Below are 25,184 nucleotides of genomic sequence, written 5' to 3'. Positions count from 1 at the left end.
ATGACGAAGACGAGTTTTGACCTGGTGGTGGTGGGCGGCGGCCCGGGCGGCTACGTGGCCGCGATCCGCGGCGCGCAGTTGGGCATGTCGGTCGCGCTGGTCGAGCGCGCCGAACTGGGCGGCATCTGCCTGAACTGGGGCTGCATTCCCACCAAGGCGCTGTTACACAGCGCCACCGTGCTGCGCGCCTGTCGCGAGGCCGCGCATTACGGCGTGACGGGCGCGGGCGAGGCCCGTCCCGATCTGGCCGCCATGGTCGCCCGGTCGCGCAAGGTCGCCGGCCGGCTGGGCCAGGGTGTCGCGCACCTGATGAAGAAGAACGGGGTGACGGTGTTTGCCGCCAGCGCCCGGCTTGCCGGGTCCGGCAAGCTGGCGCTGGACAACGGCGCCACGCTGTCGGCCACGCACATCATCCTGGCCACCGGCGCGCGCGCCCGCGAGTTGCCGGCGCTGCCGGTGGGCGAACGCATCTGGGCCTACCGGCAGGCACTGGTTGCCGACGCGATCCCGGCATCGCTGCTGGTGGTGGGCGCAGGCGCCATCGGCGCCGAGTTCGCCAGCTTCTACCGCGCGGTGGGGGCCGAGGTCACGCTGATCGACATGACGCCCGAGATCCTGCCTCAGGAAGACGCCGAGATTTCGCAATTGGCGCGCAAGGCCTTCGAGAAGCAAGGCATCCGCGTCCTGACCCGCTGCGCGGTGACGGCCTCGTCGACCACCGCCGACGGCGTCAAGGTCACGCTGGAGCACGACGACAAAACGATCGAACAGACGTTCGACCGCGTCATCGTCGCCGCCGGCATCGTCGGCAACGTCGAGAATCTTGGCCTGGAAGAGACGCGCGTCAAAGTCGAAAAGACGCACATCGTCACCGACGGCCTGTGCCGCACCGGCGAGCCGGGCGTCTACGCGATCGGCGACGTGGCCGGCGCGCCGTGGCTTGCCCACAAGGCCAGCCACGAAGCCGTGCTGTGCGTGGAAGCCATCGCAGGCCTGCCCGTGCACGCCATCGACCCGCTGCGCATTCCGGCCTGCACCTATTCCTACCCGCAGGTCGCCAGCATCGGCATGACCGAAGCCCGCGCGCGCGAACACGCCACCCGACACGGCGGCGACATTCGCGTTGGCAAATTCACCTTCGCCGGCAACGGCAAGGCGATTGCGATGGGCGAGGACCAGGGACTCGTCAAGACGGTCTTCGACGCCAAATCGGGCGAACTGCTGGGCGCGCACATCATCCACCCCGAGGCGTCCGAGCTGATTACCGGCTACGGTGTGGCGGCATCGCTGGAAGCCACCGAGGAAGACCTGATGCACACCGTGTTCGCGCATCCGACGCTATCGGAAACGCTGCACGAATCGGTGCTGGCGGCATTTGGAAGGGCATTGCACGCGTAGCCAATGGCGGTGTCTGACACCCTCGTGAGACAGGCGACATACCCAGAGCACGTCCGCGGGGTGTCAGACACCTGCGCGCATCAAATCCGGCCCGCGTAAAAATCCAGGAAGCACGCAATGCGCCGCGATAGCTGCGTATTGCGGTGATACACCGCGTGCATCGGTTGCAGGTAATCGGTGTATTCGCTTTCCAGCACCTTCACCAGCCGCCCGGCCGCGATATCTTCGCGCACCACAAAGTCCGACAAGCAGGCGATGCCAACGCCGCGCAGCGCCAGTTGCCGCTGCGTTTCGCCGCTGGAGGTCGACAGCGTCGGCGTCGCCTGAAAGCTCGAACCGCCCGCATGGCGCAGCGGCCAGAGGTTCAGGCTTTCAGGCTGGGTAAAGCCCAGCAATTCGTGGTCCGCCAGATCCTCTACCGTGCGCGGCGCGCCACGGCGGGCGATGTAGTCGGGACTGGCCATCATCCAGCGCGGCGACGGCCGTAGCGCGCGGGCATGCAGCGTGGAATCGGTCAGCGGCCCCATGCGCAGCGCGACATCGGTGCGATGCTCCATCAGGTCCACGATGCGGTCGTTGCTGGTCAATTCCAGCGATATCTCCGGATACGCGCGCCGGAACTCGGCGACATGCGGCACCACGCAATGCAGCATCACCGGCACCGACGCATCCACGCGCAATCGCCCGGCCGGCCGCTGGTGCACCATGCGCATGCACTCCTCGGCCTCTTCCAATGCGGCCACGATCTGGCGCGCCTTGGGCAGGAAATGCCGGCCTTCCTCGGTCAGCTCCATGCGGCGTGTGGTGCGGTTCAGCAGCGTGACGCCCAGGTCTTCTTCCAGCCGCTGCAGGCCGCGGCTCACACCGGATGCCGTCTGGCCCAGCATTTCGGCGGCGGCGCTAAGGGAGCCGGCGTCGACCACGCCGAGGAACAGGCGCAGGGCTTCGGAGCTCAGGGACATGGGTTTGGACTCCTTCTGGCTAACCCGCTAGTCGGTCTGCCGCGGCCTGCAGGCCATTCAGGATGGGAGTGGCCACGTGGTCCGGAAATGCGGGTGACAGTAAGTCGCGCACCACGCGCACGACTTCCGGCGTGCGTGAGACCAAGTCGTCGACCACCGCCTCCACGCCCCGGCCGTCAGGCGCCACCACACCGTGTTCCGCCCCCATCGCGAGCCAATGACGCCGCAGGATATCGCGCATGATCCAGTGGGGATTCCTGGTGCGCACTGCCATGGCCATGCGCGCCTTGAAGGGCGAAAGCTGATTGGCGCCGGTCCCGATAACGGGATAAGCAGACAGCACGTCGTACAGCGGCGTCAGTGCGTATGCGCCGCCCGGACGCATAAAAATGCTGAAGTTCTTTGCGTGGCCGTCCGTGGCGCGCAACATCCAGAACAAGACCTGCGACTGAAAAAACGTGCGCCGATCAAGATCGGGCTCGCGCGAAGTGGCCAGCAGCTTCATGATGGTGCGTACGCCCGGCCCGCCATCGGATTCGTACTTCAGATGCGGCGGCGTGGCCGTCGCCTGGCACATGTCTTCCTGCGGCCGCCGGATCAGCCAGCGCTTGCCGTCGTCGTTGCGCCACCACATGCGGTCGAAGCGCTCGACCGCAAGCACCTTCATATCCTCGAACATCAAAGGCCGGGTGCGGGCCACCGGCATTCCATAAGCGTGGAGAATCTCGGAACATAGCCACTCGTTCTCTACCGAGTCGCTCATGTCGAACTTCAAGTTTCCAACGAGGCCAAGCGGCATCTTGAAGATATGCGTGGTTGGCGTGGCGCCGTGAGGCCTGCACCAGCGGCCATCGAACCACAGCATGGCCGTCTTTTCCTGTGCGCCGGCGATCGAGATGCGAAATTCGTCATCGTCATCCACATTGCGACCCGCCCACGGCCCCGGCGTCAGGGTCGTGCGCAGCGCCTGGGCTACTTGCGCGTCGCTGAGGGCCGTGGCGTCAACCCGCGTCACATGCTCAGGCGCCTGGCCGTGGGGCATGACCTGCACCGCGCCGACGCAATCCCGGCCAATTTCAGCCAGCAACGAGAACGCATCGGTGGATCCCGTCTGAAATCGCCGCGCGACGCGCTCGCGCAAGTTCTGGCTGTCGGGCAGCAGATTTTCGAAGTAATTACGCACGGCTTCGCCGCGATGCGGCGGGTTGCCCGGCGTGAATGGAAGTGACAACGACAGTGGCCGGCCGCGTTCGGAGGCGATCCACGTCTCGTCATAGTGGAGCATCTCTCCGGTCTGGGGCTGGACGCTCCAGACGCCCACGAAATCCCCGTTCATCCAGAGATCGAGGGCGCGGTGGTGGGATCGTCGGCCCATGGTTACCAATCCGGTGCGGTCGATGACTCGGTCGCGGACGGCGCCGTGCGCTGCCGCAACACGACGTCCACGCCCAGGATGCCGAGAATTTCCAGCAACCGGTCGGCGCCGAGCTTGCCCGCATTGCGCTCGAACGCCGATAGCGTCTGCTGCGTCACGCCCAGACGTAGCGCCGCCGCAGCCTGGGTCATGCCGGCCTGCTTGCGGAATGCCCGCAGCAAAGCGGGGAGCTGGTCCGCCGTGTGGACGGTGAAGTCGGGCATGCCAAACTCGCGCAGATGAAGGTTTACAGATTCTAGGCTGTAAATTTCGAATACGCAATTCAAGCTGTATTTCCGAAAAACAGCTTCTAAACTGTTTATTCTAAATACAGCTTGGATATTGTATTTCAGACTTTGCTGGGTGGCGTCTACTAATACGTGTCGTGCCTCACGGCACAAAAAAAAAGCGGCGCCCGAAGCGCCGCCTTTCTCAGCAACCGGCCATCAACCGATCACCGCTTGCCCTTGAGCTTGAGCTGCGACAGATCGCGCACCGCACCGCGATCGGCCGACGTGGCCAGCGCGGCGTAGGCCTGCAGTGCCTGCGACACCACGCGTTCGCGGCCCACCGGCTCCCAGCCGTCGGCGCGCGCGTCCATCGCGGCGCGGCGGCGGGCCAATTCGTCATCGGCGACCGCCAGGTGGATCTTGCGGTTGGGGATGTCGATCTCGATCGTGTCGCCTTCTTCGACCAGGCCGATGGTGCCGCCTTCGGCCGCTTCCGGCGAAGCGTGGCCGATCACCAGGCCGGACGAGCCGCCCGAGAAACGGCCGTCGGTAAAGAGCGCGCAGGTCTTGCCCAGGCCCTTGGACTTCAGGTAGGACGTGGGGTACAGCATTTCCTGCATGCCGGGGCCGCCCTTGGGGCCTTCGTAGCGGATCACCACCACGTCGCCCGCGACGACCTTGTCGCCCAGGATGCCTTCAACGGCGTCGTCCTGGCTTTCGAAGACGCGCGCGCGGCCCGTAAAGACCCATTGCGACTCGTCCACGCCGGCCGTCTTCACGATGCAACCCTTTTCCGCCAGGTTGCCGTACAGCACGGCCAGGCCGCCGTCCTTGGAATAGGCGCTTTCCTTGCTGCGGATGCAGCCCGTCTTGCGGTCGGTGTCCAGCGTCAGGAACGTGGCGTCCTGGCTGAAGGCGACCGTGGTCGGGATGCCGCCGGGCGCCGCGCGATAGAACTTTTTGGCTTCTTCGCTGGCGTTGCCGGCCACGTCCCATTGCTGGATGGCGTTGCCCAGCGTGCCGCTGTGCACGTTGCCGCAGGACAGGTCCAGCAGATCGGCGCGCGCCAGTTCACCCAGGATGCCCAGGATGCCGCCGGCGCGGTGCACGTCTTCGATGTGGTACTTGTCGGTGGCGGGCGCCGCCTTGCACAGGCACGGCACTTTGCGCGAGATGCGGTCGATGTCGGCCATGGTGAAGTCCACGCCGGCTTCCTGCGCCGCGGCCAGCAAGTGCAGCACGGTGTTGGTCGAACCACCCATCGCCACGTCCAGCGCCATCGCGTTCTGGAACGCGCTCTTGGTGGCGATGTTGCGCGGCAGGACGGATTCGTCTTCTTCGACGTAGTAGCGGCGGCACAGGTCAACGACCAGACGGCCAGCCTGTTCGAACAGCCCCTTGCGCCAGGCGTGCGTGGCGACGATGGTGCCGTTGCCCGGCAGCGCCAGGCCGATGGCTTCGGTCAGGCAGTTCATCGAGTTGGCGGTGAACATGCCGGAACAGGAGCCGCAGGTGGGGCAGGCGCTGCGCTCGACTTCGGCGACTTCCGCGTCCGACACGTTGGGATCGGCGGCCTTGATCATGGCGTCGACCAGGTCGATCTTGGCGATGACCTTGCCGTCGGTGGGCGACTTGACCTTGCCCGCTTCCATCGGGCCGCCGGACACGAACACGACCGGGATGTTCAGGCGCATCGCGGCCATCAGCATCCCCGGGGTGATCTTGTCGCAGTTCGAGATGCAGACCATGGCGTCGGCGCAGTGCGCGTTGACCATGTATTCCACCGAGTCCGCGATGAGTTCGCGCGACGGCAGCGAATACAGCATGCCGCCGTGACCCATGGCGATTCCGTCGTCCACGGCGATGGTGTTGAATTCCTTGGCGACGCCGCCGGCGGCTTCGATTTCCTTGGCCACCAGCGCGCCCAGGTCGCGCAGGTGCACGTGGCCAGGGACGAACTGCGTGAACGAGTTCACCACGGCGATGATCGGCTTGCCGAAGTCGCCGTCCTTCATGCCGGTGGCGCGCCACAGGGCGCGGGCGCCGGCCATGTTGCGGCCGTGGGTCGAAGTGCGGGAGCGGTAGTGCGGCATGATCTGTCTCAGGCTGTAGCTGTTAGCGTGGGCGGCAAAACGGTAAATAATACGCTGGTTCCGCCCCCGGCCGCCCCGCGGCCGTGCTGAAACGGACACGCGGCCGTCAGGCGGACGCCACGCTGCGCGCCGCAAAGGCGCTGGGCGACTCCCCCAGCGCCTTGCGGAACATGGCCGCGAACGCGCTGGGGCTTTCGTACCCCAGGTCCAGCGCCACATCCAATACCCGATCGCCCCGCGCCAGCCGCTCCATCGCCGCCAGCAGCCGCGCCTGCTGGCGCCAGCGGCCGAACGTCATGCCCGTATGCCGCAGAAAAAGCCGATGCACCGTCTTGGGATCCACCCCCAACGCCCGCGCCCAGTCGGCCGCCCCGTCCTGACGTTCCGGATGCCGCACGATGGCCCGGCAGATGCGGGCAAGGCGCGGCTCCGACGGCTGCGGCAGATGCAGCGGCAGCGCGGGCTCCTGGCGCAATTCGTCCAGCAGCAGCATCATCAGCCGGCCGTCGCGCGTGTCCGGCGCCCAGTCCAGCGGCACCTGGGCGGCGGCGGCCATCAACTCGCGCAGCAAGGGCGACACCGACAACACGCAGCACTGCGCGGGCAGATGCGCCGCCGCGCCGGGTTCCACAAACACGGTGCGCATGCGCGGTTCGCCGCTCATGCGGATGCCGTGCGTCACCCACGCCGGAACCCACACGCCGCGCGTCGGCGGCACCACCCAGATACCCGCGTCCGTATCCACCACCATCACGCCCGATATCGCATAGACCAGCTGTCCGCGCCGGTGGCGATGGCGCTTGACGCGATGCCCGTCCGGGTAGTCCACGGCCAGCCCGGCCACCGGACGGCGCGACGACTCATAGGGATAGAGATCCAGTTCGGCCGGCGTGCGCGGCACGGAGGATGCCGTCATGGCGCATCCCCCCGCAGCGCCAGCAGCGCATCCTGCAGATGCCGCAGCCCGCGGCTGAGCGGCTTGTCGCGCCGCAGGACAATTGCCAGGTCGCGCGACAGGCGCGGCGTCAGCGAACGCACCTCCAGCGCCTCGCGCCGGCCCGCGCCCGACACCGCCAGCCGCGGCAGCACCGCGCAGCCCAGGCCCGCCCCCACGATCTCCTTCATCGCCTCCGTGCTGCCCAATTCCATGATCGGCTTGGCCGCCACGCCCGCCGCCCCGAACCAGTCGTCCACCAGCCGCCGCGTACGCGCGCCCGGCTCGAACAGCACCAGCGGCATCCGCGCCAGCGCCTGCGGCGTCACCGCCTCGGGAATGGCGGCCGCATCGCGCGCCGGAAAGATCGCCACGAACTCGTCCTCCATCAACGGCGTCGCCTGGAACATGCGGCCCGGCGCGGGCAGCGTGATCAACACGATATCCAGCGTATTGGCCTCCAGCCCGCGCAGCATGTCCGCCGTGTTGCCCGTGCTGGCCACAACGTCCAGCGCCGGAAACCGCTGGCGCAGATCCGCCAGCACCGGCGGCAGCAGATAGGTGCACGCCGTCGCGCCCGTGCCCAGCCGGATCCGCCCCGACACCTGCGACGCATGCGCGCTCATTGCCTGCTCGGCCTGCGCAATCGCGCCGTCGATCACTCGGATGTGCGCCAGCAGCTCCCGCCCCGCCGCCGTCGGCCCCGCGCGCCGCCCCACGCGCTCGACCAGCTTCAGCCCGAAGCGCCGCTCCAACTGCCGGATCTGCAGGCTGACTGCCGGCTGCGTCACGCCCCCGCGCTCCGCGGCGGCGGAAAAACTACCCAATTCGATCACCTGCGCAAACGCGCGCAGGTGGTCCAGATTCAAGCCGCGCATGGCTCACACCAAAGTTTTACTTATGAAAATCATAATAGACCAAAGCTTTATTAATGAAAGCGCTTGGCCCACACTGACGTTTTCATTGCCCATCTACGCGTCCACGCTTGCGGCTCCTTGCACACCTGACCGCCCCCTTAATCTCCGGCCATTTCCATGTCGCCCCATTCGCCCACCGTCCTCATCCGCGACAGCGCGGAAGCCGATCTGCCCGCCATCAAGACCATCTATGCGCACCACGTGCAGCACGGCACCGCCTCGTTCGAGGTCGACCCGCCCTCCATCGCCGAAATGCGCCAGCGCCGCGCCGGCGTCCTGGAAAGGGAAATGCCCTACCTCGTCGCCGAGATCAACGGCGAAGTCGTCGGCTACGCCTACGTCACGCCCTACCGCCCGCGCCCCGCGTACCGGCACACCGTCGAGGACTCCGTCTACGTCAAGGCCGGCCGCGCCGGACTGGGCATCGGCGGCAAGCTGCTCGCCGCCCTGATCGAACGCTGCACCGCCGCCGGCTGGCGCCAGATGCTGGCCGTCGTGGGCGACAGCCGCAACGCCGCCTCGCTGGCGCTGCACGCCAGCCAAGGCTTTCACCCCGTCGGCACCCTGCGCTCCGTCGGCCACAAGCACGGCGAATGGCGTGACACCGTCCTCATGCAGCGCAGCCTGGGCGACGGCGACACCACGCCCCCGCAACGCCCATGATCCGCCCCCACGCCGTCATCTGCCTGGGGCTCACCCAGCTTGTCGGCTGGGGCGTCACCTTCTACCTCATCGGCGCCCTCGGCCCGGCCATGACCGCCGACCTGGGCTGGAACGCCGCCACCATCTACGGCGGCTTCTCCGCCGCCATCGTCGTCATGGCCCTGGTCTCGCCCGCCGCCGGCGCCGCCGTGGACCGATGGGGCGGCCACCGCGTCATGCCCGCCGGTGCCGTGCTGTCCGCGCTGGGCTGCGCCCTGCTCGCCGTCACGCACGCCCACGCCCTCTACTTCGCGGCCTGGGCCACGCTGGGCGTCGGCATGCGCCTGTGCCTGTACGACGCCGCCTTCGCCGCCCTGGCCCGCGCCGCCGGCCCCGCCGCGCGCCGGCCCATGTCCCAGATCACCCTCTTCGGCGGCCTGGCATCCACCGTCATGTGGCCCGTCGGCCACTTCCTAGCCGAATGGCTGGGCTGGCGCGGCGCCGCCTGGTGCTACGCCGCACTGGCGCTCGCCACCGTCCCCCTCTACCTGGCCCTGCCCCGCCGCCGCTACACCGCCGCCACCCACACCGACCCCGGCAAGGCCGCCACCGCCCTGACCCGCACCGCCGCCGAACGCCGCCTGGCCGGCACCCTGTACGCCGTCATGGCGATGCTGACCAACTTCCTGGCCGCCGGCAACGCCGCCCACCTCTTCTCCCTGTTGACCGGCCTGGGCCTGGCCACCGCCGCCGCCGTCAGCGTCGCCGCCCTATGGGGCATCGGCCAATTCGCCGCGCGCCTCGGCGACGTCCTCATCGGCGCCCGCCTGCATCCCCTGACCCTCAACCTGGCGGTGGGCCTCGCCCTCCCCCTATGCTTCCTGCTCGCCCTCGTTCCCGGCGGCAACCTCTACACCACCGCCGCCTACACCCTGCTCTACGGCGCCTGCAACGGCCTCATGACCATCACCCGCGGCACCCTGCCGCTGGCGCTCTTCGACTTCCGAAGCTACGGCGCGCTGGTTGGAGCGTTGCTGATCCCCAGCTTTCTACTCACCGCCGCCGCACCGGTTGCGTATGCGTTCATCATCGACGCCCACGGCGCACGAGCAGCGATGGGCGCATCAGCGGCAATAGCCGCGATCATTGCGGCCGCGGCGGTCGTATTGAGATGGAAATTCATCGGGCGGGTGCGGGAAGACGAAAAGACAAAAGCCGTGGCTTGCGCTGCCGAACCGGCAGTGCGAGACACCGTGTGAGTGATGCGGGGAGCAAGGACGGTGTGACGACGGTGTCAGACACCCATGAAGCGGCGAGGAAAAGCGGACCGCCTTCTCTGTAGGGTGTCAGACACCAGGCAAGGTGCCTCGACAAAGATGGGGGGCGATACAGACACGCTCGGCCGCTGTCAGACACCCGCTGACGCGACAAAGCACAACCACGCGCGAAGCGTCATCACCAAACGCAAGACACCGCGTAAGCCCCGCCAGGCCGCCCGCGCGGCCGCTGCGGGGCGGGCAACGAAAGATGCTTCATACCCGAGCAACCGCAGGTAAAAACCTCAAGAACTCAATTCGTCCCAACGCCCGCCAAGCTGAATTCACCCGAGCTCGGCGTGTCGTCGGCCTGGGGTGCGCGGGGCGTGTAGATGCGCCCGAGGGAATCTGAAGGAAGCGCCGAAGGCGCTGACGAAGATGACAAAGGGGAAGTCCGGAGCGAAGGCTCCGGACCGCAATCGTAGCCCCGCGCGCCCCAGGCCGACGACGCGCCGGGCGTCTCAAGAACCAGCTCCAGGCCGCCGAAACACCGGGCGTCTCAAGAACCAGCTCCAGGCCATTGCCGAGCTGACCAGCCACTCACCCCTCAGCCGCCGAAGCCACCACCCACTTCTCCCACCCGATCTTCCTCAACTTGCAAGCCGGACACTCCCCGCACCCATACCCCCAATCATGCCGAGCCCCCCGCTCCCCCAGATAACACGTATGGCTTTCCTCGACGATCGTCTCCACCAACGCGTCACCGCCGAGCGCATAAGCCAGCGCCCAGGTCTCAGATTTGTCGATCCACATCAGCGGCGTCTCGATCGTCACCCGTGACCCAAGTCCCAGCCCCAACGCCACCTGCTGCGCCTTGATCGTGTCGTCCCGGCAATCCGGATACCCCGAGAAATCCGTCTCGCACATCCCGCCCACCAGCACGTCCAGCTGACGCCGATACCCCAGCGCCGCCGCCAACGTCAGGAACAACAGATTGCGCCCCGGCACAAACGTATTCGGCAGCCCATTGGCCTGCATCTCGATCGCGCGGTCGCTCGTCATCGCCGTATCGCCCACCTGACCCAGCACCTTCAGGTCCAGCAGATGGTCCTCGCCCAACCGCGCCGCCCAGTCCGGAAAATTGGCCCGGATCTCGCGCAGCACATTCAGCCGCGCAGACAGTTCGATGTGATGGCGCTGCCCGTAATCGAACGCCACCGTCTCCACATGCGCATAGCGGTCAAGCGCCCAGGCGAGGCAAGTGGTGGAATCCTGGCCGCCCGAAAACAGCACGAGCGCGCGACGTTGATGATTTTGCATAAAGGGGGCTTCTGGAATAACGAAGGGATACCTCGCACTTTAACCGAGCAAACCGCCTTCCCCGTAAGGAACGCTGCGTAAAATCGACCCATCATTTTCAAGGTTTGCCCGCAACGCCCGCTTCGACTTTTCCTCTTCCAACAGCCGTCAGACGGATCCCCGCACGATGAATGCCAAGCGCACGCAGTCAGATTCCGCAGAACCCTTGCGTCACGATATCCGGCTGTTAGGCCGACTGTTAGGAGAAGTCATCGAAGAATGCGAAGGCAAGCGTGTCTTCGACACCATCGAAACCTTACGCCGCACCGCCGTCAAATTCCGCCGGGAAGGCGACGACGCCGACAGCAAACTGCTCGAACAACGCGTCAAGCGCCTGCAAGGCAGCGACCCCAACTCCGTCGCACGCGCCTTCAGCTACTTTCTGCACCTGGCCAACATCGCCGAAGACCGCGACCAGAACCGCCGCCAGCGCGCCCGCGCCCTCACCGACGGCACGCCCGCGCGCGGCAGCCTGCGCGAAGCCATCCAGGTGCTTGGCGGCCAGGGCGTCGGCGTGGCGCGCATCCGCCGACTGCTGGCCGAAGCCTGCGTCATGCCCGTCCTCACCGCGCACCCCACTGAAGTGCAGCGCAAAAGCACGCTCGACGTCCACCGCGAAATCGCCAGCGCGCTTGCGCAGCGCGACGCCCAGCTCACGCCCGACGAACTGGCCGAACTCGACACCGCATTGCTCGGCCGCGTCGCCACCCTGTGGCAGACCCGCATGCTGCGCTACACGCGCCTGACCGTCGCCGACGAAATCGAAAACGCGCTCTCGTACTACCGCAGCACCTTTTTGCAGGTCATCCCGCGCCTGTACGGCGACCTCTCCAAACTGCTCAACCGCGAGTCCGCCAAGCCCTTCGCCGCGCCGCCCCCGCCGCTCGAACCCTTCCTGCGCATGGGCAGCTGGATCGGCGGCGACCGCGACGGCAATCCCAACGTCGACGCCGCCACGCTCGAACGCGCCCTGCTGCGCCAGGCCACCGTCCTCTTCGAACACTACCTGCAGGAAGTCCACGCGCTGGGCGCCGAACTGTCCATCACCACCCTGCTCATCGCCGCAGACCCCGAACTGCTCGCGCTCGCCGAGCGCAGCGGGGACGACTCCCCGCACCGCCGCGACGAACCCTACCGGCGCGCCCTCGTCGGCGTCTACGCCCGGCTGGCCGCCACCGCGCTGCGCCTGACCGGCCAGAACCTTGCCCGCCGCAGCACTGTCGCCGCCCCCGCCTACGACGCGCCCCAGGAATTCGCCGCCGACCTCGCCGTCATCGCCGCATCCCTCGCCGCGCACCACGGCGCCCCCCTCGCCAAGCTGCGCCTGTCCGGCCTGCAGCAGGCCCTCGAAGTCTTCGGCTTTCACCTGGCCACCGTCGACCTGCGCCAAAGCTCCGATGTCCACGAAGCCGCGCTTGCCGAACTCTTCTCGCGCGCCGGCGTCACGCACAACGGCAAGCCCCTCGACTACCTGGCCCTGACCGAAGACGAACGCGTCGAACTCCTGCGCGCCGAACTCGCCCAGGCGCGCCCGCTCGCGTCGCCCTGGATCGCCTACTCCGAAGACACCACCCGCGAGCTCGCCGTCCTGCGCGCCGCCGCCGCCGGCCGCGCGCGCTACGGCAAACAGGCCGTGCGCCAGACCATCGTCTCGCACACCGAAACGCTCAGCGACCTGCTCGAAGTCATGGTCCTGCAGAAAGAGGCCGGCCTCATCGCGCCCGCCGGACAGGACATTCTTCCCGAAGACGGCCTCATGGTCGTGCCGCTCTTTGAAACCATCCCCGACCTGCAACGCGGCGCCGACATCATGGCCGCCTGGCTCGACCTGCCCGAAATCCGCCAACGCGTGAAGCGCGCGCAAAACGGCGCGCAGGAAGTCATGCTGGGCTACTCCGACAGCAACAAGGACGGCGGCTTCCTGACCTCCAACTGGTCGCTCTACCAGGCCGAACGCGCGCTGGTCGATGTCTTCTCCAGCCGCAACGTCCGCCTGCGCCTCTTTCACGGCCGCGGCGGCTCCGTCGGCCGCGGCGGCGGTTCCAGCTTCGACGCCATCCTTGCCCAGCCTCCTGGCACCGTCGCCGGCCAGTTCCGCCTCACCGAACAAGGCGAAGTCATCCAAAGCAAGTACAAGGACGCCGAAGTCGGCCGCTGGCACCTTGAACTCCTCGTCGCCGCCACCCTCGAATCCAGCCTCGCCCCGCGCGCCGAAGCCACCAGCGCCGAAGACGCCCACATGGCCCACCACGGCCCCGCCATGTCCTTCATGTCCGACACCGCGCAACGCACTTACCGCGGCCTCGTCTACGACACCCCCGGCTTCGCCGAATACTTCTTCGCCGCCACGCCCATCAGCGAAATCGCCGGCCTGAACATCGGCTCGCGTCCCGCCTCCCGCAAAAAGGGCCAACGCATCGAAGACCTGCGCGCCATCCCCTGGGGCTTTTCCTGGGCCCAATGCCGCCTCATGCTCACCGGCTGGTACGGCATGGGTTCGGCCATCGAGGCCTACCTCGAAACCGGCGCCCCCGACGCCCCCCGCTCCCGCCGCGGCCGCCTCGCCCAACTACGCGAAATGGCCCGCGACTGGCCCGCCTTCCGCACCCTGCTCTCCAACATGGAAATGGTGCTGGCCAAATCCGACCTGGCCATCGCCGCCCGCTACGCCCAACTCGTCCCCCAGCGCGCCCTGCGCGAACGCATCTTCGGCGCCATCAGCGCCGAACACGGCCGCACGCTCGCCATGCTCAAACTGCTGACCCAACGCGAACTGCTCGCCGACAACCCCACGCTGCAAATCCTGCTGCGCGAACGCTTCGCGTATATCGACCCGCTGAACTATCTGCAGATCGACCTCATCCGCCGGCATCGCGCGGCGCAGAAAAAGCCCACCGCAGAGGTCGACAAGCGCGTGCAGCGCGCGATCCATCTCACGATCAACGGAATCGCGGCGGGGCTGCGGAATTCGGGGTAGGTGTCGCCACCCATGAGCTCGGTAAATGCCACATTGCAGGTCGCGTGCGGCGCCGCCATGATCGCCACGGAAACGGCGGGCAACGGCATGCCTGTCGTCTTCCTGCACGCCAACATCTGCGACAGGCGCATGTGGCGCGCGCAGTTGGAGGCGAGCGGGCCGAACTACCAAGCCATCGCGTATGACCGACGGGGCTTCGGGGAAACACGGGCGGAACCGCAGGACCACTCCGCCGTCGCGGACCTGATCGCCGTCATCGACGCCACGGTTGGTTCTACACCCGTGATCCTGGCCGGCTGCTCCCAGGGCGCCAACATCGCGCTGAATGCAACCTTGATGCACCCCGCCCGAGTGGGCGGCCTGATGCTGATTTCGCCCACCGTGAACGGCGCCCCGGCGCCCGTCTATTCGCCAGAGATCCTGGAACAGGTCGGGCGTCAGAGACAGGCGGAGGCAGCCGCAGATCGTGACCGGATCAACGAGATCAAGGCGGAGCTTTTTTTGGACGGGCCGCTGGCCGATCCCGGGCGCGTTACCGGCGAAACACGACGCTTGTTTTTGGAAATGAACGCGATTGCGCTGGCGGCGACGCCAATCGGAACCAATCGCGACGATATCGAGGCGTTCGCCCGACTGGGAATGATCGATATTCCTGCGTCGGTCATATGGGGGGAGTTGGACTTTCCTCATATTCAGGAACGCGCCCACAAGGTGTCGCGGCTGCTGCCGAATGCGCAGGGTCACGCGCTGGAAGCCGTGGCCCATCTTGCTGGGCTTGAGCAGCCTGACGAGGTGGCCGCACTGATTAAGGATCTGGTCAAACGCTGCACTTAAGGCAGGGGTGCAATTTGAATTGTCTAACCGGCATCGCGTTGCGGCCGGTGTCAGACACCCGGCAACACGATCCGCCGATTCAAACGACTGTGCGTAAGGGTGTCAGACACCTAAGAGCATCTGCATTTAGGCCGCCGTCAGATACCAAGACGACTGGGCGAGCGCGAAGCGTCATCACGCCAACGCAAGACACCGCGTAAGCCCTGCCAGGCCGCCCGCGCGGCCGCCGCGGGGCGGGCACCGCAAGACGCTTCAAACCCGCACGACCGCAAGCAAGAACCTCAAGAACCCCACCCGCCCCAGCGCCGGCCAAGCTGAATTCACCCGAGCCCGGTGTGGCGGCGGCCTGGGGTGCGCGGGGCGTGTAGATGCGCCCGAGGGAATCGGAAGGCAGTCGCCGGAGGCGACAACGACGATGACAACGGGGCAGTCCGGAGCGAAGGCTCCGGACCGCAATCGTAGCCCCGCGCGCCCCAGGCCGACGACGCGCCGGGCGCCAAAAGAACCCTGCCTCGGTCTCCTTGAAAACCATCATAGGCCTGCACACAAAAATCCAAACACTCCCCCATCCGCAAAGACAGCAGCCTGCGAACAGGATCAGCGCACGTCACCGCTTCACAAGCCATCACCTAGCCACACAAACCCTTCGCCCACATACCCCAGCCCGATGTCCAAGCGCGCACCACCGTCCATCCACCGAACACCCCCCAACCCCCATTTGTCCACCCCCAGCAACTTTTAGTACTATCCCCCACAGAAATTCTATACACGCACAAATGTTCGTATATAGAACACAAAGATTTTTCTGGCCAGCCGCGCACAGAAAGGCACCCTCGGACGAGACAGCGTTCCTCCTGGTCCCCGCGTGCCCGCGTGCAAGCAGCAGCCGCATGCACCAAGCGAGCCATATGGACACTCCCCTCAGAAATCTCGCCGTCATCGGCGCAGGCGCCATGGGCAGCGGCATTGCCGCGCTGTTCGCCTCGAAGGGACTCAATGTCGTTTTGATCGATCCGGTCGACGGCGCCCTGGACCGAGCCCTCAAGACCATCGAACGGCAGTTGAACGTCTACGCGCCCGGCGAAGTCCAGCAGGTCATCCAGCGCATCCGCATGGAGCAAGGCCTCGAAGCTGCCGCCGCCAGCGACCTCGTCATCGAGGCCGTCCCGGAGAACCTGGATCTCAAGCGCGGCATCTTCGCCAAGCTCGACACCCTGTGCCCCGCGCACACGATCTTCGCCACCAACACCTCCGGCCTGTCCATCAACGCCATCGCCAGCGCCGTCCAGCGCCGCGACCGCTTCGTGGGCGCCCACTTCTTCACCCCCGCCGACGTCATTCCGCTCGTCGAGGTCGTCCGCAACGACGACACCTCCGAGGACACCGTTGCCAAAGTCATGGCCACCCTGCGCTTCGGCGGCAAACGCCCCGTCCTCGTGCGGCAGGACATCCCCGGCTTCATCGCCAACCGCATCCAGCATGCGCTTGCGCGCGAAGCCATCTCCCTGCTGGAAAAGGGCGTTGCCAGCGCCGAAGACATCGACGAAGTCGTCAAGTGGAGCCTCGGCATTCGCCTCGCCCTGTCCGGCCCACTGGAACAGCGCGACATGAACGGCATCGACGTTCATTACGCCATCGCCAGCTACCTCTACAAAGACCTCGAGAACCGCACCGAACCGTCCGACCTGCTCAAAAGCAAAGTCGACAGCGGCCACCTCGGCGCCAAGAGCGGCCAGGGCTTTTACACCTGGAGCCCCGAACGCCGCGAACGCGTCCTGCGCGAGAAAAGCGCCGCCCTTGGCGAACTGGCCGCCTGGCTGAACGGCAAGGCCGGCGGCTCCTGAGCCGTTCTCAAACATCCACAAAAAGCGCGGCGGCCAAGACCGACCGCGCCATCGGGCCACGAGCCCACCCACACAAAGAAAAGCAATCGTCCCGCGCGCCCGCATCGTCACCCGATGACGCGCGCCGCCGGACATCAGAGAACCGCCTTACGGAGTTGTTGGAGGCACCATGAATAAATTGGCTTCATTCTTTACCGAGCTGATGCGCAAGTATCTGCCCGATCCCTTTGTCTTTGCGATCGCGCTCACCTTGCTCACCGTGCTGCTGGCCATGGGCATCGAAGGCCAGAGCATCGGCGACGTCACTCGCGCCTGGGGCAAAGGCTTCTGGAGCCTCCTGGCCTTCACCACCCAGATGGCCGTCATCCTGGCCATGGGTTACGTGCTGGCCACCGCGCCGCTGACCGACCGAATGCTCAACCGCATCGTCAGCCACGTCCACAAGCCGCACACCGCCATCATCGTCGCCACCCTCGTCGGCGGCATCGGCAGCTACCTGAACTGGGGCTTTGGCCTGGTCATCGGCGGCATCGTCGCCAAGAAACTGGCCCTGAAGGTCAAGGGCGTGCACTACCCCCTGATCATCGCCGCCGCCTACAGCGGCTTCACCATGTACGGTCTTGGCCTGTCGGCCAGCATCCCCGTGCTCGTCGCCACGCCCGGCCACCCCACCGCCGCGCAGATGGGCACCATCCCCCTGTCCCAAACCATCTTCTCCGTGCCCATGCTGATCACCAGCCTGGTCATCATCATCACCCTGCCGCTGCTCAACGCCTGGCTGCACCCCAAGAAGGGTGAAGCCATCGTCGAAGTCGATCCCAACATCGACCGCGACGCCAACGCGTCCAGCGCCGCCGAAGACATGCTCGAAAAGGGCACCCTCGCCTCCAAGCTCAACAACAGCCGCCTGCTCAGCCTGCTCATCGGCGCGCTCGGCGTGGCCTACGTCGTCTTTCACTTCATGGACGGCGGTTCGCTGGACCTGAACCTCATCAACTTCATCATCCTGTTCCTGGGCATCATCCTGCTCGGCACCCCCGCCGCCTACGTCGCCAAGCTGACCGAAGGCATCAAGACCATCTCCGGGATCATCCTGCAGTACCCGTTCTACGCCGGCATCATGGCCATCATGGCCGCCTCGGGTCTGGTCACCTCGATCTCCAAGGTCTTTGTCGACGTCGCCACGCCTGAAACGCTGCCGTTCTGGGGCCTGATCAGCTCGTTCGTCATCAACTTCTTTGCGCCGTCCGCCGGCGGCCACTGGGTCATCCAGGGTCCGTTCATGATCGACGCCGCCAAGGAAATCGGCAGCGCGCTCAACCAGACCACCATGGCCGTCATGCTGGGCAACGCCTGGAACGACCTCGTGCAACCCTTCTGGATCCTGCCCGCGCTGGCCCTGTCCAAGCTGAAGCTGCGCGACGTGATGGGCTATACCGTCATCATGATGCTGTGGGTCGGCGTGATCCACATCACCGCAGTATTGGCATGGGGCTATCTGACGCATTGATCGGTCCCCCCCTACGCGCTCACGCGCGCCCCCAGGGGCGACACCTGCAGACCGGCGGAGCCGGATCTGGCGGTGTCCCCGATCTGGGGCGGGACTAGGGCTATTGTCAGAGCCGTGTTTTTTTGAACCGAACGGGAATTGATATGACCAAACCCACCGCGTATCTCGTCACCGGCGGCAGCGCCGGAATCGGCGCCGCCATCGTCCGCATGCTGCTCGATGCCGGCCACAAGGTCGTCAACATCGACTACAAGCTGCCCGAGAATCCGCCGGCGGGTCTGGTCTCGTATCAGGCCGATCTGACCGATGAAGCGCGCACGCAGGAAGTCGCCCGCGAGGTCACCAGCGCGTTCAACATTGTCGGCCTCGTGAACAACGCCGGCGCCACGCGGCCCGGCACCGCCGACACCGCCACGCTGGCCGACCTGGACTACGTCGTCAATCTGCACCTGCGCACCGCGCTCATCCTGGTGCAGGCCGCGCTGCCCGCCATGCGCGAAGCCGGCTTTGGCCGCATCGTCAACATGTCCTCGCGCGCGGCGCTGGGCAAGCCGGATCGTGTCGTCTATTCGGCCACGAAGGCCGGACTGGTGGGCCTGACCCGCACGCTGGCCATGGAACTGGGCGGCGACGGCATCACCGTCAACGCCATCGGCCCCGGCCCCATCGCCACCGACCTCTTCACCAAGAGCAATCCCGCCGGCGCGCCGCAGACCGAGCGCATCATCAACAGCATCGTCGTCAAGCGCCTGGGCACCCCCGAAGACGTCGCGCGCGCCGCGATGTTCTTTCTGTCGCCCGACAACGGGTTTGTCACCGGCCAGATGCTGTATGTCTGCGGCGGCACGACGCTTGGCGTCGCACCCATCTGAACGCGGCCGCCATGTCCCTGCCGACCGACCTCGCCATCCGCCCGCGCCGCCTAGCGGCGCAGCAGCGCGTGGTTGATCTGGTCGGCGGCGCGGCGCAGCGGCGGCAGAAAGGCCTCCAGCATCGCCTCGCGCGAGAACCGGTTGGCATGGCCGCTGACGTTCATCGCGGCAATCACGCGGCCGCTGCGGTCGATGATGGGCACCGCCACCGACTGCAGGCCGGGCTCCAGTTCCTGCGCCACGCACGCGTAGCCATCGGCGCGCACGCCGGCCAGCACGCGCTTGATCTCATCGATGTCGGTAACGGTATCCGCCGTGTAGCGCTGGATCTGGCTCATCGCCAGCACGCGGTCCAGTTCGGCCGGCGGCAGGCCCGCCAGCAGCACGCGGCCCATCGACGTCACCCACGCCGGCAAGCGGCTGCCCACGGCCAGATTGATCGTCATCACCTTATGGGTCGACAGCCGCAGGATGTAGACGATGTCGGCGCCTTCCAGCACCGACACGGAACACGATTCGCGCGTCAGCTCGGCGACTTCTTCCATGTAGGGCAGCGCCAGGTTCCACAGCGGCGTGCCCGACAGATAGGCGTAACCGAGCTCCAGGATGCGCGGCGTCAGCGAGAACTTGCGGTCGTCGACGGTGACGTAGCCCAGGTGCTCCAGCGTCAGCAGAATGCGGCGCGCGCCCGCGCGGGTCAGGCCCGTCACGGCCGCGACTTCGGACAGCGTCATCTGCGAACGGTCGGGGCCGAAGGCCCGGATCACCGACAGGCCGCGCGCGAAGGATTGCACGTAACTGTCGCTGGGTTGCTGGGGATCTTGCTCGGCCATCCGTCTGGTTCCAAGAGTAAAAGGCCCGCCGCCGGCGAGCCCTGCGTTGCCCCTTGCGGGCGACTCCGAACGATGGAGAGTGCGGCGTGCGGGCATGCCTTGACGCCTTCGCAGTCCCCATGAAACGATGTTCTTCAGAAGAACGAAAGTTCGAAAGAAGAACAAATTATGACACGCCACCTATGAGCGAACATCATGATCTCTAAGCTTGTTGCAAGCGCTGCCGCCGCCCTGGCGGACGTCCCCGATGGCGCCACCGTCATGATCGGCGGCTTTGGCACTGCCGGCCAGCCCATGGAACTGATCGACGCCCTGCTTGAACAGGGCGCCAAGGACCTGGTCATCATCAACAACAACGCCGGCAACGGCACCACCGGCCTCGCCGCGCTGCTGGGCGCCAACCGCGTGCGCAAGATCATCTGCTCGTTTCCGCGCCAGGCGGACTCGCAGATCTTCGACGGCCTGTACCGCAGCGGCAAGCTGGAACTGGAACTGGTGCCCCAAGGCAACCTGGCCGAGCGCATCCGCGCCGCCGGCGCCGGCATCGGCGCGTTCTTCACGCCCACCGGCTACGGCACGCCGCTGGCCGACGGCAAGGAAACCCGCGAAATCAACGGCCGCCAGTACGTGCTGGAGTACCCGCTGCATGCCGACTACGCGCTCATCAAGGCCGAACGCGGCGACCGCTGGGGCAACCTGGTCTACCGCAAGACCGCCCGCAACTTCGGCCCCATCATGGCCAGCGCCGCCCGCGTCGCCGTGGCCCAAGTCCGCGAAATCGTCGAACTGGGCGAGCTGGACCCCGAAACCGTCGTGACCCCCGGCATCTTCGTCAAGCGCGTCGTGCAGATCGCAGGCCAAGCGGCCGCCAAGGAGCAGCAATGAGCACCAAACTGACCCGCGACCAGATCGCCGCCCGCGTCGCGCAGGACATTCCCGAAGGCGCCTACGTCAACCTGGGCATTGGCCTGCCCACGCTCGTCGCCAACCACCTGCCGGCCGGCCGCGAAGTCATCCTGCACACCGAAAACGGCATGCTGGGCATGGGCCCGGCGCCCGCCAAGGGCGAGGAAGACTACGACCTCATCAACGCCGGCAAGCAGCCCGTCACCGAACTGCCCGGCTGCTCTTTCTTTCACCATGCCGATTCGTTCGCGATGATGCGCGGCGGCCATCTGGACATCTGCGTGCTGGGCGCCTTTCAGGTCTCGCAGCACGGCGACCTGGCCAATTGGCACACCGGCGCGCCCGACGCCATCCCCGCCGTGGGCGGCGCGATGGATCTGGCCATCGGCGCGAAGGACGTCTTCGTGATGATGGAACTGCAGACCCGCGAAGGCCAGAGCAAGCTGGTCGAGACCTGCACCTATCCGCTGACCGGCGTGCGCTGCGTGTCGCGCGTGTACACCGATGTCGCGGTGTTCGACATCAACAAGGACGGCGTGACCGTCACCGACATCTTCGGCGACATGACCGCCGATGAGCTGCTGCGCCTGACCGGCCTGCCGCTCAAGTTTGCGAACTGAAGTCCCTTAATTGCCGATACACCGCCCCGCCAGCCGGGGCGGCATCATGGAGAGTCCATCATGTTGTTCATGGTTCAAATGCAAGTCAATCTGCCCGTCGACATGCCCGCCGACCGCGCCGACAAACTGAAGGCCGACGAAAAGGCCCTGGCGCAGCAGCTTCAGCGCGACGGCAAATGGAAGAGCCTGTGGCGTGTCGTCGGCCGCTACGCCAACGTCAGCATCTTCGACGTCGAAAGCAACGACGAACTGCATGCGCTGCTGTCGTCCCTGCCGCTGTTCCCGTACATGGATATCGAAGTCACGGCGCTCGCGCGCCATCCCTCGGCGATCTGACAGGAGCCTCGCATGCCCTACATCATCGAAACCTTCGACAAGCCCAACCACCAGGACATGCGCCAGCAGCACCGCGCCAAGCACCTGGAATACCTGGACGCCAACAAGCAGCTCCTGTTGGCGTGCGGCGCCAAGCTGCAGGATGACGGCAAGGATGCCGGCGGCGGCCTGTACATCGTCGACGTCGACACGCGCGAAGCCGCGCAGCAGTTCATCGATGCCGACCCCTTCGCGCAGGCCGACCTGTTCGACCGCGTGACCATCACCCGCTGGCGCAAAGCCTACGTCGACGGCGTCTGCCACCTGTAATCCCCGCGCGGCCGCCGTCAACGCCGCGCGGCCGCGGCTTTCCCGGAAGGAATCCCACATGTCTTATGCCGATCTCAGCCAGGCACGGCTGTTCTACGTCATCGATGGCCCCGCCGACGCGCCGGTGCTCGTGCTCTCCAATTCGCTGGGCACCTGCGCCGACATGTGGGCCCGCCAGATCCCCGAACTGACCCGCCACTTCCGCGTGCTGCGCTACGACACCCGCGGTCACGGCAAGTCCTCGGTCCCCGAAGGCGAGTACAGCTTCGAGCAGCTGGGCAACGACGTCGCCGAACTGCTGGCGCACCTGGACATCAAGCGCGCGCACTTCTGCGGCCTGTCGATGGGCGGCCCGACCGGCCTGTGGCTGGCGCTGGCGCGCCCCGAACTCGTCGGCAAGCTGGTCCTGTGCAACACCGCCGCGCGCATCGGTTCGACGGAAGGCTGGAGCGCCCGCATCGCCGCCGTGGCTGAGCAGACGCTGGAAAAAATGGCCCCCACGCTGGTCGAGCGCTGGCTGACCGACGGCTACCGCGCCGCCGAACCCGGCCTCACGCAGGTCCTGGTCGACATGCTGCGCCGCACGCCGGACGCGGGCTACGCGGGCAACTGCGCCGCGCTGCGCGACGCCGACTTCCGCGAACAGGTGTCTTCGATCACCGCGCCCACACTCGTCATCAGCAGCACGCACGACCTGGCCGCCACGCCCGCGCAAGGCCAGGAACTGGCCGCCGCCATTCCCGGCGCGCGCTATGTCGAACTGAACACCTCCCACATCTCGAACTGGGAGCAACCGGAAGCCTTCACCCGCGTGGTCGTCGACTTCCTGACGGGGTGAGCCGCATGCAACGCTGGAAGCACCGGCCCGAAGGCTCCAACTGGGGGGACTTCGGGCCCGACGACCAACTCGGGCGCCTGAACCTCATCACCGAAGAGCAGGTCCTGAAAGGCGCGCGCGAGATCCGCGCCGGCAAGACCTTCTGCCTGTCCCTGCCTCTGGACCTGCCGGGCGGCAACGTGCTCAACCCGCGCCGCCATCCGCCGCAGCTAAGCCCCACGAAGCTCAAGGACACGCCGTACCTGAACTTCCCGCTCAAGAACGTCAATCCGGACGCGCTGGATGTGCTGAGCGACGACCAGGTGCTGCTGTCCATGCAGTACTCGACGCAGTGGGACGCGCTGGCGCACGTGGGCGCGCTGTTTGACGCCGATGGAGACGGCACGCCCGAACTGCGCTACTACAACGGCTTTCAAGCCGGCGTGGACGTCGTGGGCCCCGCCGACGGCGACCACACCGGCTGCGGCTGCAACAGCGGCGGCCCGTCCGCCGCGCTGAAGCTCGGCGTCGAGAACCTAGCGCAAAAGGGCATGCAGGGCCGCGGGGTGCTGGTGGACCTGTTCCGCCATTACGGCCCGGGCCGCACGCTGATCGGCCACGCCGAACTGATGCATGTGCTGGACGCGGACGGCATCGACGTGGAGCCCGGCGACATGCTGGTGCTGCGCACCGGCTACGCCGAAGCCGTGGTCGCCATGAACGGCGCCCCGGACCCCGAGGTGCTGCACACCTACGGCGCCGCGCTGGACGGCACCGACGACGCGCTGCTGCAATGGATCACCGACAGCGGCATCGCCGCCATCTGCGCCGACAACTACGCGGTCGAGGCCTACCCCGCCCGCGAAAAGTCCGGCGCGCGTCCCATGCTGCCGCTGCATCACCACTGCCTGTTCAAGTTGGGCCTGCCGCTGGCCGAGCTTTGGTATTTGAAGGACCTGGCGGATTTCCTGCATGCCAACGGCCGCCACCACTTCATGCTGACCGCGCCCCCGCTGCGCCTGCCGCATGCCATTGGGTCGCCGGTCACGCCGATTGCCACGGCGTGACGCGCGTCGCGCCGGTGTCAGCGGGCCAAAGAAAACGCCAGACCTCGTCTGGCGTTTTTGCTTGCCGGGCGGTCAGCCCTTCAGGCAGGTGCTCATGAAAGTCTTGCGGGCCTCGCCCGTCAGCTTTTGCTCGCCGGCCTTGGCGTTGCAGTCCTTCATCTTCTGCTGCTGCGGCGTCAGTTGCTTGGCGGGCTCCTCGCCCTTCAGGCAGCTGCTCATGAAGGTCTTGCGGTCGTCGCCTTTCTTGCCCTCGGCGGCCTTGTTGCAGTCCGACATGCGCTGCTGCTGCGGCGTGGGCGTCTTGGCGGTTGAGGGCGCGGCGGGGGTCTGGGCCTGCGCGCCGGCAAAACATGCGGACAACAGGATGGCCGAGGCCAGCTGGGTGGTACGGGAAAGCATGAGTTCCTCCCTTGAGCGCCCCAAACGCATTGGCACGCGCGACGCGGGGCTGCACGGTCCGCCGGCCAAGGCGCCGGCCCGGTCATCATCGGACAATCCCCGCGCCTTCGCAACCTCCGCCGCAACCTGTTACCCATTCATCCATCTGACCCGTTGTATCCCCGGCCGGAAAGGAGTGAGATAGGCAAAACCCGCGCCGCGAGCCCCAGGAGACGCCCATGAAAAAAATCATCCTCGCCTCGATTGCCGTGCTGGCCAGCGCCTGCGCCGCCGCCGCTGGCGCGCAAAGCCTTGCCTACGGCGTCACTTTGGGCAACGTCCAGGCCGTGCGCGACAGCACCCGCAACGTCTCGACCATCACCGGTTTCCTGGCCAACCAGTCCGAACGCCCCGTCAATAGCGTCCTTCTGACCTACGTGCTGTACGACGCCCAGAACCGCGAGGTCGGCCGGGTCAGCGAAGACATCGTGGGCCCCCTCGCCCCCGGCCAGATCAAGGTGGTCAAGGCCATCACGCCGCTTGAATTCGCCCGCGTGACCCCGCTGGACGTGGCGGCCCGCTAAGGCTGCCCAGGGCTTCGACCCGCCGCAAAAAAACCCTTTCAATATCAGGGTTTAGACAGGTGGCTATCAGCCCAATTATGGGAAAATCCCGA

Annotated in this window: 24 protein-coding genes; 15 read left to right on the top strand and 9 right to left on the bottom strand. The window is 66.6% G+C overall.

What is annotated here, in order from left to right; all coding sequences use genetic code 11:
* A complete protein-coding gene (lpdA, locus tag FBY20_RS13420; RefSeq protein ID WP_142052641.1) occupies nucleotides 1-1,398 on the top strand; it encodes a dihydrolipoyl dehydrogenase in 1,398 nt (465 codons plus the stop codon).
* Nucleotides 1,399-1,478: 80 nt separating this feature from the next.
* Here the strand turns inward: lpdA and FBY20_RS13415 are convergent, their stop codons facing one another.
* The 6 genes from FBY20_RS13415 to FBY20_RS13390 form a co-directional block, all read right to left on the bottom strand.
* Complete coding sequence (locus FBY20_RS13415; RefSeq protein WP_142052638.1) at nucleotides 1,479-2,360, bottom strand: LysR family transcriptional regulator; 882 nt, start codon at nucleotides 2,358-2,360, stop codon at nucleotides 1,479-1,481.
* A 19-nt stretch (nucleotides 2,361-2,379) separates the two neighbouring features.
* Nucleotides 2,380-3,735 carry a type II toxin-antitoxin system HipA family toxin gene (locus FBY20_RS13410; RefSeq protein WP_056319790.1) on the bottom strand — a complete coding sequence of 452 codons (1,356 nt, stop codon included), beginning with the start codon at nucleotides 3,733-3,735 and terminating at the stop codon, nucleotides 2,380-2,382.
* Between the two features lie 2 nt (nucleotides 3,736-3,737).
* Nucleotides 3,738-3,998 carry a helix-turn-helix transcriptional regulator gene (locus tag FBY20_RS13405; protein ID WP_056320006.1) on the bottom strand — a complete coding sequence of 87 codons (261 nt, stop codon included), beginning with the start codon at nucleotides 3,996-3,998 and terminating at the stop codon, nucleotides 3,738-3,740.
* Between the two features lie 230 nt (nucleotides 3,999-4,228).
* On the bottom strand, nucleotides 4,229-6,097 hold the full coding sequence (gene ilvD, locus FBY20_RS13400) for a dihydroxy-acid dehydratase (protein ID WP_108006097.1): 1,869 nt from the start codon (nucleotides 6,095-6,097) through the stop codon (nucleotides 4,229-4,231).
* A gap of 106 nt (nucleotides 6,098-6,203) precedes the next feature.
* Nucleotides 6,204-7,013, bottom strand: coding sequence for a helix-turn-helix domain-containing protein (locus tag FBY20_RS13395; RefSeq protein ID WP_056319794.1), 810 nt, complete (start codon nucleotides 7,011-7,013; stop codon nucleotides 6,204-6,206).
* Nucleotides 7,010-7,909, bottom strand: a complete 900-nt coding sequence (locus FBY20_RS13390; protein WP_142052635.1) for a LysR family transcriptional regulator — start codon at nucleotides 7,907-7,909, stop codon at nucleotides 7,010-7,012. The genes FBY20_RS13395 and FBY20_RS13390 overlap by 4 nt, the downstream gene beginning before the upstream one ends.
* A gap of 156 nt (nucleotides 7,910-8,065) precedes the next feature.
* Here FBY20_RS13390 and FBY20_RS13385 point away from each other — a divergent pair, with 156 nt between their 5' ends.
* Nucleotides 8,066-8,611, top strand: a complete 546-nt coding sequence (locus FBY20_RS13385; protein WP_142052632.1) for a GNAT family N-acetyltransferase — start codon at nucleotides 8,066-8,068, stop codon at nucleotides 8,609-8,611.
* On the top strand, nucleotides 8,608-9,849 hold the full coding sequence (locus FBY20_RS13380) for an MFS transporter (RefSeq protein WP_142052629.1): 1,242 nt from the start codon (nucleotides 8,608-8,610) through the stop codon (nucleotides 9,847-9,849). Before FBY20_RS13385 ends, FBY20_RS13380 begins: the two co-directional genes overlap by 4 nt.
* Nucleotides 9,850-10,446: 597 nt before the next feature.
* Here the strand turns inward: FBY20_RS13380 and queC are convergent.
* The gene (gene queC / locus FBY20_RS13375) at nucleotides 10,447-11,166 is read right to left on the bottom strand and encodes a 7-cyano-7-deazaguanine synthase QueC (protein WP_056319804.1); all 720 of its coding nucleotides are present in this window, start codon (nucleotides 11,164-11,166) and stop codon (nucleotides 10,447-10,449) included.
* 166 nt (nucleotides 11,167-11,332) lie between these two features.
* Between queC and ppc the strand changes: the two genes are divergently transcribed.
* The 5 genes from ppc to FBY20_RS13350 all read left to right on the top strand — a co-directional run bounded on the left by ppc (nucleotide 11,333) and on the right by FBY20_RS13350 (nucleotide 19,242).
* On the top strand, nucleotides 11,333-14,182 hold the full coding sequence (gene ppc / locus FBY20_RS13370; RefSeq protein ID WP_142052626.1) for a phosphoenolpyruvate carboxylase: 2,850 nt from the start codon (nucleotides 11,333-11,335) through the stop codon (nucleotides 14,180-14,182).
* Between the two features lie 12 nt (nucleotides 14,183-14,194).
* Nucleotides 14,195-15,016 (top strand): alpha/beta fold hydrolase, encoded by an 822-nt coding sequence (locus FBY20_RS13365; protein ID WP_142052623.1) that lies wholly within the window; start codon nucleotides 14,195-14,197, stop codon nucleotides 15,014-15,016.
* A gap of 908 nt (nucleotides 15,017-15,924) precedes the next feature.
* On the top strand, nucleotides 15,925-16,860 hold the full coding sequence (locus tag FBY20_RS13360) for a 3-hydroxyacyl-CoA dehydrogenase family protein (protein WP_142052620.1): 936 nt from the start codon (nucleotides 15,925-15,927) through the stop codon (nucleotides 16,858-16,860).
* A 169-nt stretch (nucleotides 16,861-17,029) separates the two neighbouring features.
* Nucleotides 17,030-18,370: a short-chain fatty acid transporter gene (locus FBY20_RS13355; protein ID WP_056319815.1), complete on the top strand. Its 1,341-nt coding sequence runs from the start codon at nucleotides 17,030-17,032 to the stop codon at nucleotides 18,368-18,370.
* Between the two features lie 143 nt (nucleotides 18,371-18,513).
* The gene (locus FBY20_RS13350) at nucleotides 18,514-19,242 is read left to right on the top strand and encodes an SDR family NAD(P)-dependent oxidoreductase (RefSeq protein ID WP_056319817.1); all 729 of its coding nucleotides are present in this window, start codon (nucleotides 18,514-18,516) and stop codon (nucleotides 19,240-19,242) included.
* 50 nt (nucleotides 19,243-19,292) lie between these two features.
* Here FBY20_RS13350 and FBY20_RS13345 read toward each other — a convergent pair whose 3' ends face one another.
* Nucleotides 19,293-20,075: an IclR family transcriptional regulator gene (locus FBY20_RS13345; RefSeq protein ID WP_142052616.1), complete on the bottom strand. Its 783-nt coding sequence runs from the start codon at nucleotides 20,073-20,075 to the stop codon at nucleotides 19,293-19,295.
* A gap of 195 nt (nucleotides 20,076-20,270) precedes the next feature.
* On the opposite strand from FBY20_RS13345, the gene FBY20_RS13340 reads away from it, so the two are divergent.
* From FBY20_RS13340 to FBY20_RS13315, 6 genes are read left to right on the top strand one after another with little or no spacing between them, the layout of a single operon-like run.
* Nucleotides 20,271-20,960 (top strand): 3-oxoacid CoA-transferase subunit A, encoded by a 690-nt coding sequence (locus FBY20_RS13340; RefSeq protein ID WP_056319823.1) that lies wholly within the window; start codon nucleotides 20,271-20,273, stop codon nucleotides 20,958-20,960.
* Nucleotides 20,957-21,601, top strand: coding sequence for a 3-oxoacid CoA-transferase subunit B (locus FBY20_RS13335; RefSeq protein ID WP_056319825.1), 645 nt, complete (start codon nucleotides 20,957-20,959; stop codon nucleotides 21,599-21,601). Before FBY20_RS13340 ends, FBY20_RS13335 begins: the two co-directional genes overlap by 4 nt.
* A gap of 60 nt (nucleotides 21,602-21,661) precedes the next feature.
* Nucleotides 21,662-21,937, top strand: a complete 276-nt coding sequence (catC, locus tag FBY20_RS13330) for a muconolactone Delta-isomerase (RefSeq protein ID WP_056319828.1) — start codon at nucleotides 21,662-21,664, stop codon at nucleotides 21,935-21,937.
* Between the two features lie 12 nt (nucleotides 21,938-21,949).
* A complete protein-coding gene (locus FBY20_RS13325) occupies nucleotides 21,950-22,246 on the top strand; it encodes a YciI family protein (protein ID WP_056319830.1) in 297 nt (98 codons plus the stop codon).
* Between the two features lie 58 nt (nucleotides 22,247-22,304).
* A complete protein-coding gene (pcaD, locus tag FBY20_RS13320) occupies nucleotides 22,305-23,084 on the top strand; it encodes a 3-oxoadipate enol-lactonase (protein ID WP_142052613.1) in 780 nt (259 codons plus the stop codon).
* Between the two features lie 5 nt (nucleotides 23,085-23,089).
* Entirely contained in the window at nucleotides 23,090-24,130 is a 1,041-nt protein-coding gene (locus FBY20_RS13315; RefSeq protein ID WP_062839028.1) for a cyclase family protein, read from the top strand.
* A 72-nt stretch (nucleotides 24,131-24,202) separates the two neighbouring features.
* On the opposite strand, the gene FBY20_RS13310 is transcribed toward FBY20_RS13315, so the two are convergent.
* Nucleotides 24,203-24,529, bottom strand: a complete 327-nt coding sequence (locus FBY20_RS13310) for a PsiF family protein (RefSeq protein WP_062839027.1) — start codon at nucleotides 24,527-24,529, stop codon at nucleotides 24,203-24,205.
* A gap of 218 nt (nucleotides 24,530-24,747) precedes the next feature.
* Between FBY20_RS13310 and FBY20_RS13305 the strand changes: the two genes are divergently transcribed.
* A complete protein-coding gene (locus FBY20_RS13305) occupies nucleotides 24,748-25,092 on the top strand; it encodes an FxLYD domain-containing protein (RefSeq protein ID WP_056319838.1) in 345 nt (114 codons plus the stop codon).
* Nucleotides 25,093-25,184 lie beyond the last annotated feature (92 nt).

Origin of the sequence: Achromobacter sp. SLBN-14, from assembly GCF_006715415.1 — a bacterium.
GTDB lineage: Bacteria > Pseudomonadota > Gammaproteobacteria > Burkholderiales > Burkholderiaceae_B > Achromobacter > Achromobacter mucicolens.
The sequence above is the reverse complement of the archived record's forward strand: the minus strand, read 5'-3'. Positions and strand labels throughout refer to the sequence as shown.